This window comes from Microcystis sp. M083S1 (assembly GCF_020246405.1).
Taxonomy (GTDB): Bacteria; Cyanobacteriota; Cyanobacteriia; order Cyanobacteriales; family Microcystaceae; genus Microcystis; species Microcystis aeruginosa_C.
In genome coordinates, this window is sequence record NZ_JADBTB010000230.1 from 1 (window position 1) to 8,050 (window position 8,050).

Below are 8,050 nucleotides of genomic sequence, written 5' to 3' on the forward strand. Positions count from 1 at the left end.
CATAATAAATATTGGCAGAGGATTAAAGATTAATTATTGTGACTAACTCTTTTGGTTAGAAAAAGATAAACTTGAGAATCTTAAGTCAAATTTATTGACTCAAAATCAGCTGTACTTAATTTAAATGAAACAGCCCTACCCTTATCAAGGGGGGATTGGCACTCCCCTTATCAAGGGGGGCAGGGGGGATCGAACCTAAAATCCATTTTTAATTTAATTATAACCAGCTACTTATTAGTGGGGAGATAGGGAGAAAAAAGCCGGTGGGTTACGGCGAATACTCAATTTTTAGTCAGAGTGTAACTTATTTTCGCCGCACCCACCCTACAGATGATTACCTATTCCTGGATAAGTTGCATGGGTGCGGTGCGAGGATCGATGATTTTCTGACCTAAACCCGAAAATTTGACCGCTAGATTCATTTTTTTACCCGCACCGAGGATATGGGTCACTTCTCCTTCTCCAAAAGTAGAGTGTAACACTCGATCGCCTACCTGCCATTTTCTTTGATCGGAGACAGTTTTTTCCATCGCCACCACTTTTGGGGTCTTTTTCGGTTTCAGGTTGCTTGTGAGCAATTCTGGGGGCAATTCCTGCAAAAATTGGGAAGCTACCTTCGGCTCTTTATTCCCCCAGACATATCTTTCTTTTGCGTAGGTTAAAAATAATTGTTCCTTGGCCCGAGTTACTCCCACATAACACAAACGGCGTTCTTCCTCAAGGGCAATGGGATCGTTTAAACTACGATTATGGGGAAAAATGCCCTGTTCTAAACCGACTAAAAAGACGATAGGAAACTCTAAACCTTTGGCGGAATGAAGAGTCATTAAGGAGACTTTTTCTTGACCTTCCTGAAGATTATCTAAGTCCGAGGCTAAACTAGCATTAGCGAGAAATTCCTGGAGATTGGTTTCTTCGTTTTCCTCTTGGAATTGTACGACGGCGCTATACAATTCTTGAATATTCTCGATGCGGGTATCAGCTTCCTCGGTTCCTTGCTGTTTTAATTCATCAATATATCCCGAATCTTCCATGATTTTATCTAAAATTTCACTAGCGGATAAATCGGTGATTTTTTCTTGCAGGTTTTGGATAATTTTAGCTAACTTATTGATGCTTTTAGTGGCACGACCGGCGAGAGTATTAACGGAAGTTTCATCGCTGATAATTTCCCATAAAGGTACTCCTAATTCTTGGGCAGCTTTGAGCAAATTATCGATTGTGGTTTTACCGATACCGCGCCGGGGAGTGTTAATAATTCTCAGTAAACTAACGGTATCGGCAGGATTAGCAATCACTCGTAAATAAGCGATCGCATCTTTAATCTCCTGTCGATCATAAAATTTAAATCCCCCGACAATATTATAGGGGATATTATTGCGAATTAACCCATCTTCAAAGGGACGAGATTGGGCATTAATTCGGTAGAGAATGGCAAAACTACCCCAATTTAATTCGGGGTTTTCTTGGGTAAATTCTCGAATTTTATCGATAACAAAAGATGCTTCTTCCTGTTCATCTCTGGCTTTGAAAACATAGATACTCTCGCCACCTTCCCTAGTAGGAACAAGGACTTTATCGATTCTTTGACTATTCTTTTCGATTAATTTATTTGCCGCTTGTAGAATATTCTCCCGTGAACGATAGTTTTCCTGTAGTTTCACCATCGTGCGAGTATCATCATCGGGTAAACCATCGCCAAAGTCCGCTTGAAAATTGAGCAGAATAGTAAAATCCGCCATCCGAAAACTATAGATAGATTGGTCGGCATCACCTACCACAAAAATTGATCGATCCGTCCAATTCCACTCACTTTTTTTCGTTTCACCATTGGTGGACAAAAGCCGAATTAACTCGTACTGAATCCGGTTAGTATCTTGGTATTCATCGACTAAAATATGCTTAAATTGCGTGTGCCAATAGCCGAGAATAGACTCATTTTGCTGAAAAAGACGGACTGGAACCAGTATCAAATCATCAAAATCTAGGGCATTATTTTGGGCTAACTGCATCTGATAAGCCTGATAAACCTCAGAAATAACCTTTCCTCGAAAATGAGGGTTTTCTCTGGCGTAATCCGTGGGGGTTAAACCTAAATTTTTGGCATTACTAATCGCATAACGCAGATTGCGAGCATCAAATTTTTTATCGTCTAAATTCATCTGTTTAGTGACGATATTTTTCACTAAACTCTGGGCATCAGATTCGTCCATAATCGAGAAATTTCTTTGCCAACTATGACCATATTCATCCTGATATTTATTAATGTCATAGCGCAAAATTCGACCGCAAAGACTGTGAAAAGTTCCGATCCAGAGTTTTTTAGTATAATTCCGATAAACTTGAGAAAAGAGTTTTTTCTGTTCGTATTCTTCCAAAAGTTCTAATCTTTGACCGTATTTTTCCTGTGCTTTCTGTTGAGCAAAAGTTTTTTCAATTCTCGTTTTCATTTCCCGGGCCGCCTTATTGGTAAAAGTGACCGCGAGAATATTTTCCGGATCGACCCCGTGATGACGGATCAAATGGGCGATACGATAGGTTAAAGTGCTAGTTTTTCCCGATCCTGCTCCAGCAACCACCAACAGGGGGCCGCAAAAATGCTCAACAGCAAGGCGCTGAGAAGGATTGAGTTGTTCTAAATAATCGGCTGTGACTGTCATAATCTTTCCATATAGCTCTGCGACCTCTATTAATCAGGCTACATCATCGAGACGGGGATCGGGCATTAGTCAACCCCTTCCAGAGATAAAAATTTTTTTGGCTAGTTTGTTTCAAATCGCTCAAGATTCTAAGTTGTCATCTACAATGGAATTAGCGGAGACGAAAGTTTCCGTTCACTCCTCACACCACACTCCGTCCGGACAATGTTCGGGCGGTTTCTTATTGAAAATACTTGATCTCTACAAATTCCCTGTTACACTGTATGATCAAAGATTTCTTGGAATCTTTTCACGTTCAAATGTACTACTATGTGAGGGACATCACTTGTCTAAACGTTATTTGTTCACCTCGGAATCGGTTACAGAGGGACATCCCGATAAAATTTGTGACCAGATTTCTGATACCATTCTCGATGCTCTGTTATCCCAAGATGACCACAGTCGTGTAGCGGCTGAAGTGGTTGTCAATACAGGGTTAGTCTTGATTACCGGTGAAATCACCTCGAAAGCGCAAGTTCATTTCGTCAATTTAGTTCGCAGTAAAATCGCTGAAATCGGTTATATCAACGCAGATAACGGATTTTCCTCGAATAGTTGCACCGTTTTAGTCGCTTTAGACGAACAATCTCCCGATATTTCCCAGGGTGTCACGGCTGCTCAGGAAAATCGCGAACTTCTCAGCAATGATGAACTCGATAAAATTGGTGCGGGAGACCAGGGTATTGTCTTCGGTTTCGCTTGCAATGAAACCCCCGAATTTATGCCCTTACCGATTAGTTTAGCCCACCGCATCGCTCGCCGTTTAGCGGCAGTCAGAAAAACGGGTGAACTGTCCTATCTGCGTCCCGACGGTAAGACGCAAGTATCGGTCATTTATGAAGATGGTCGTCCCGTGGGTATCGATACTATCCTTGTTTCTACCCAACACGATGCCACTATCGGCGATATCACCGATAATGATCTCGTCCAACAAAAGATTAAAAGTGATCTCTGGGAAGCGGTAGTACAACCGGTCTTCAGCGATTTAGAAATTAAACCCGATGCCAATACCCGTTATCTGGTTAATCCCACTGGAAAATTCGTCATTGGTGGACCCCAAGGCGATGCGGGATTAACGGGACGGAAAATTATCGTCGATACCTACGGTGGCTATTCTCGTCACGGTGGCGGTGCTTTCTCCGGTAAGGATCCTACCAAAGTTGATCGCTCCGCGGCCTATGCTTGCCGTTATGTGGCCAAAAATATCGTCGCCGCTGGTTTGGCCGATAAGTGCGAGATTCAAGTGGGTTATGCGATTGGGGTAGCTCGTCCGGTAAGTGTCTTCGTGGAAACCTTTGGCACTGGCAAAGTCGCCGATGATGTGATTCTGGACTTAATCAATAAATACTTTGAACTCCGTCCGGCCGGTATTATCCAAACCTTTAACCTGCGCGGTTTACCCAGTGAAAGAGGCGAGCGTTTTTACCAAGATGTAGCCGCTTATGGTCATTTTGGTCGCAATGATCTCGATTTACCCTGGGAACAAACCGATAAAGCCGCTATCCTCAAAGAAGCTTTGACTTCTGCGGTGGTATAGGGTTAAAAATTAACTGAAAATTTTGATTCAGGAATAGAGTTTCAGGCTCTATTCCTTTTTTATACTAAATTCGTTGAGTATAGGCTACTTAGGGTTTGCGGCAAAAAGTTTTTCGTGGGGGTAGGGTGTAGGGTTTTACCGATTTTCAGGGGGTCAATTACCTAATTTTCAGGGAAAAAGTGCCTAAATTTCCCCCCCGATCACCCCAAGATCTGGCACTTTTTGATGGGAAAAAAGTCTAAAATTCTTATCCAACAAGGTTTTTAGATTTATTCAGCACACCCTACTTATGAGAAGAGGCAAAAGCGGGAATAAATAATCAGATTTTCTAACCTGAAGATTAATCTTCAGTTTACTAGGCTAAAATCCGAAAGAATAACCAATTTTTAGCTTTAATTGACTTTGATCATTGCCATTAGTGCCAATATCTCCCTCAATACCGAAATCGATCACACCTTGACGATTAATTTGCTGACGAATTCCCATTCCAGTGCGAATTAAAACCCCACCATTACTATTATCGCTGGTAATTACGCCCAATTCTGCTAAAAAAGTTTGATCGAAGCGTTTCGGATAACCAATCGGTCGGGAGTAACCGAGAATTGCAGCGGGTAAAAAAGATCGATCGCCGTCATCGGGGTCAGTTTTTATGTTTAAATCTAGATTAAGATGCAAGCGATCGAATTGACCAACAGTTTTACTGGCAATTCCCCGCAGACGAAAATCTAATCCCCCGGCGTTATTTCCAGTCGGTAATCCTAAATCGGTACGAATAGCAAAAGCGGGAACATTATCGTATTCACGATTGAAATTATAGAAAAAACCTACAGATAAATTTCCCACATCAAAACTTGTATCATCACTATTAACTCGACCTCCCACCTGCGGATCGATGCCGATAATAATATGACCATTGCGAATAATACCGTTGAGGTATTCAATATCAAACTCACCACCAAGATTACTATTTTCAGGAAAGACTAGACTTCCTCCAAATTCTATCGATTGTTCCCCAAAACCCATACTTTCAGCATCATCAAAATAAAGGGGACGACCGGAATCAAGATTGTTATGATCGTTGGCAAAAACTGGATTAGTAAAACTGGCGACCAAACCCACGGCAATCAATAAAAATCTTCTCATTTTGTCGGTTCCTCTTGAGCATTGCTGTGGTCAGGTTTTTTCTCCGTATTAGCAGGGTTTTCTGGGGAGTGATTTTCGTGGTTATGGTGTTGGTGATCTCCTCCCTCATCTACTTGAGAATCATCAGGTTTTTTCTCAGAATTATCAGGATTTTCGTGATTATGACCTTCGTGAGAAATATCTGCTGGCATTAATCCCATACCCGGAATTCCTGACTCAAAACGATGATCATGTAGTCCTTCACCACCATAATTTTTTCCTGCTTCCATTTCCCGATGATTAGCAGCCATTACTAACCAAATAGCGCGGGTAATTTGTTCGTCTTTTTGTTGGGGAGTTAGCCAATCTGATGCCAGAATATCATTAACCATATCGTGCAACATATGCAGGTTATCAAAGGTGTTAGATATTGCGGGAAAACGTCGGGCAAACTTGGGACTAAGTTCGGCAAACATGGGCATAAAAGCTCGATCTGTGCGATATAATTCCTTAGTATGGTATTGTTTACCCACCTGTTTATAAGCCTGTTTTTGTTCCTCTAAAGTTTTCTCATAAAGCAAGTCATACATGGTTCCTTGTAGCCAATGGTAGCCCCAAAATAAGCCATTTACTTTCGGATATTTCTGGCGAAAAGCTTTAGAATAGGGCTGGGAATCCAGATAACCCATATTCATCGGTAATCCCGTAATAGCATAGGGAACTTTTGTCAAGTAAAATTGATATAATTTTTCAATTTCTGCTTCTTTTTCCTCGTTGGTTAATTTGCTGCTGGCTAAAACATCAACGGTTTGAGCATGGAAAATATGCGCCCACTCGAAAACCTGTTCTAAAACACCGTATTTTCTGCCAAAAGTTGGAGAAATATTACCCTCGTCGGGCATAAATTTAGGCGGATTTTTTAAAACCCAATTAATTTTTTGGTATGTCTTAGTTTCTAAATCTTTCGCTTTTCCCGTTACGATATCTTCGTAGGCAAAGGCATGACCAACAGCGATCGCATTCAAGTCTAAAGCTAAATCTCTGACATTATAAATGGCATTGTTATAAACCCCTCTTTGGGGATAAATATGATTACGTTGCTTGTTGTACATCCAAGCTGGTATATTGGCAGGAATTGCTTGTAAAGTCTGAGTTTGAGGTGAATCAAGATGTAAATGTTGAGCAATAACAGGAGTAGAAATCAGTGCTACACTTACCAATAAAATTAACTTTTTCATAATAGTTAAACCTTGAGATTAGGGCAAATAAATTGATCGTCTTTTACAGGTTTATCCGTCCATCCTTGCAAGGTTTCGGTTAATTGTTGACGCAATAAAAGCAATTGTTCCACTTGTTGATCGATCTCAGCAATATGTTTAATTAATTTTTCTTGAATATCTCCACAGGGTAATTCTCCATGGTCATGAATTACTAAACATTCGCGGATCTCTTGCAGACTTAAACCCAAAGATTGTAATCTCTTGACAAATAGCAAGCGATGGACAGTATCGGGAGTAAATAGGCGAAATTTTCCCTCTGTCCTTTCAGGGGACTGAATTAGTCCTAATTCCTCGTAATAACGAATCGTTTTAATTGAAACGCCACTTTCTAGGGAAAGTTGACCGATTTTGAGCATTATTTTTGCTCCTTAATCCTATCGTTACCCTATTATAAAATCTCCCCCTGACTGGAGAATCAAGGGGGGGGAAAGAAATATTTTTTTAACTGACTTTACACTCAACTCCAAAACCGACCAAGAGAACTTTTTCCAAGGGTTCCCCCTCCTGGGGACGTTGATAGTTAATAATTTTGCGAATTCGCAGGTCTGGATTGATTAAAGTAATTGAATCGACGGAAACACTGCGAGTATAATTGGTGGTCATTAATAACTCTCTGGTAGTGGAATCAAAGCGAAAAGCGGAGATAATTGGTCTTGCTTCTTCGTAGGCGCGATCACGAAGATAATCCCCTTCTAAATAACCGTTATTTTCTGCTTTAACCACAAATAAAAGATTAAGATTTTGTCGCACTTCTTCGCCTTTTTCCGAGATGGTATAGAAACCTAAATTAAACCCGGGGATACTTTCTAAATCCGCAATATCAGGATAGTTATTATCTGTCAGAACTTTCTGTTTAATCTCCCTAGTCAGGGGTTGAATGAGGAATTCAGTACGGGAACGTTCCACTTCTTGATCCGCTAGATAATGATAGGTTCTTTCCGTTTGCCAACTACCGACACAATAGGCAAAAAATTGCTGAAAAACTTCGGTATTCATAAATTTAATTCTCCTCTTGCCAGTATCTTAATCTTGAGTTATTTTATCACTAAGTTGTTCCCGATTTTCAAAACCATAACAATCTCGAACAAGATAAAGTGGCTGGCCCTTTACTTCTTCATAAACCCTGCCAATATATTCGCCAATAATACCAAGCGTGAGTAATTGAATTACTCCTAAAAATAGGACAGCAACCATCAGAGAAGCGTATCCGGGTACATCGATTCCTAAAATGATAGTCCTAAGCATTAAAAAACTAGCATAAACAAGACTAATAAGTAGCTAGGCAGAATTAAACTTAAAACAGTGAGTTTCGTATCCTCCTTTTTGAGCGCGAGCTTCGATCCCTTGTTTAACAGCGAGCGCTAAATCGTACTCATCGGGAAAAATTTGACCTGCCAGTTCATGAGTTTTTA

The 8,050-nt window shown here is 40.6% G+C and carries 6 protein-coding genes and 1 pseudogene; 1 reads left to right on the forward strand and 6 read right to left on the reverse strand.

What is annotated here, in order from left to right; translation table 11 throughout:
- Positions 1 to 338: 338 nt before the first annotated feature.
- Positions 339 to 2,660, reverse strand: a complete 2,322-nt coding sequence (gene pcrA, locus IM450_RS20895) for a DNA helicase PcrA (RefSeq protein WP_002804227.1) — start codon at positions 2,658 to 2,660, stop codon at positions 339 to 341.
- A gap of 325 nt (positions 2,661 to 2,985) precedes the next feature.
- Here pcrA and metK point away from each other — a divergent pair, with 325 nt between their 5' ends.
- Positions 2,986 to 4,236 (forward strand): methionine adenosyltransferase, encoded by a 1,251-nt coding sequence (metK, locus tag IM450_RS20900; RefSeq protein WP_039899812.1) that lies wholly within the window; start codon positions 2,986 to 2,988, stop codon positions 4,234 to 4,236.
- A 360-nt stretch (positions 4,237 to 4,596) separates the two neighbouring features.
- Here the strand turns inward: metK and IM450_RS20905 are convergent, their stop codons facing one another.
- The 5 genes and pseudogenes from IM450_RS20905 to IM450_RS20925 form a co-directional block, all read right to left on the reverse strand.
- Complete coding sequence (locus IM450_RS20905; protein ID WP_002804218.1) at positions 4,597 to 5,379, reverse strand: hypothetical protein; 783 nt, start codon at positions 5,377 to 5,379, stop codon at positions 4,597 to 4,599.
- Positions 5,376 to 6,596 (reverse strand): hypothetical protein, encoded by a 1,221-nt coding sequence (locus tag IM450_RS20910; protein ID WP_287669935.1) that lies wholly within the window; start codon positions 6,594 to 6,596, stop codon positions 5,376 to 5,378. The genes IM450_RS20905 and IM450_RS20910 overlap by 4 nt, the downstream gene beginning before the upstream one ends.
- Before the next feature lie 5 nt (positions 6,597 to 6,601).
- Entirely contained in the window at positions 6,602 to 6,994 is a 393-nt protein-coding gene (locus tag IM450_RS20915; RefSeq protein ID WP_002804210.1) for a MerR family DNA-binding protein, read from the reverse strand.
- An 85-nt stretch (positions 6,995 to 7,079) separates the two neighbouring features.
- Positions 7,080 to 7,634: a phycobiliprotein lyase gene (locus IM450_RS20920; RefSeq protein WP_002804207.1), complete on the reverse strand. Its 555-nt coding sequence runs from the start codon at positions 7,632 to 7,634 to the stop codon at positions 7,080 to 7,082.
- Positions 7,635 to 7,661: 27 nt separating this feature from the next.
- Positions 7,662 to 7,910: pseudogene (locus IM450_RS20925) on the reverse strand (glycosyltransferase family 2 protein); the annotation flags it as partial.
- Positions 7,911 to 8,050 lie beyond the last annotated feature (140 nt).

Coding starts and splice junctions, on each gene's coding strand:
- IM450_RS20920 (WP_002804207.1), bottom strand. CDS start 7,634: ATGAATACCGAAGTTTTTCAGCAATTTTTTGCCTATTGTGTCGGTAGT.
- IM450_RS20905 (WP_002804218.1), bottom strand. CDS start 5,379: ATGAGAAGATTTTTATTGATTGCCGTGGGTTTGGTCGCCAGTTTTACT.
- IM450_RS20910 (WP_287669935.1), bottom strand. CDS start 6,596: ATGAAAAAGTTAATTTTATTGGTAAGTGTAGCACTGATTTCTACTCCT.
- pcrA (WP_002804227.1), bottom strand. CDS start 2,660: ATGACAGTCACAGCCGATTATTTAGAACAACTCAATCCTTCTCAGCGC.
- IM450_RS20915 (WP_002804210.1), bottom strand. CDS start 6,994: ATGCTCAAAATCGGTCAACTTTCCCTAGAAAGTGGCGTTTCAATTAAA.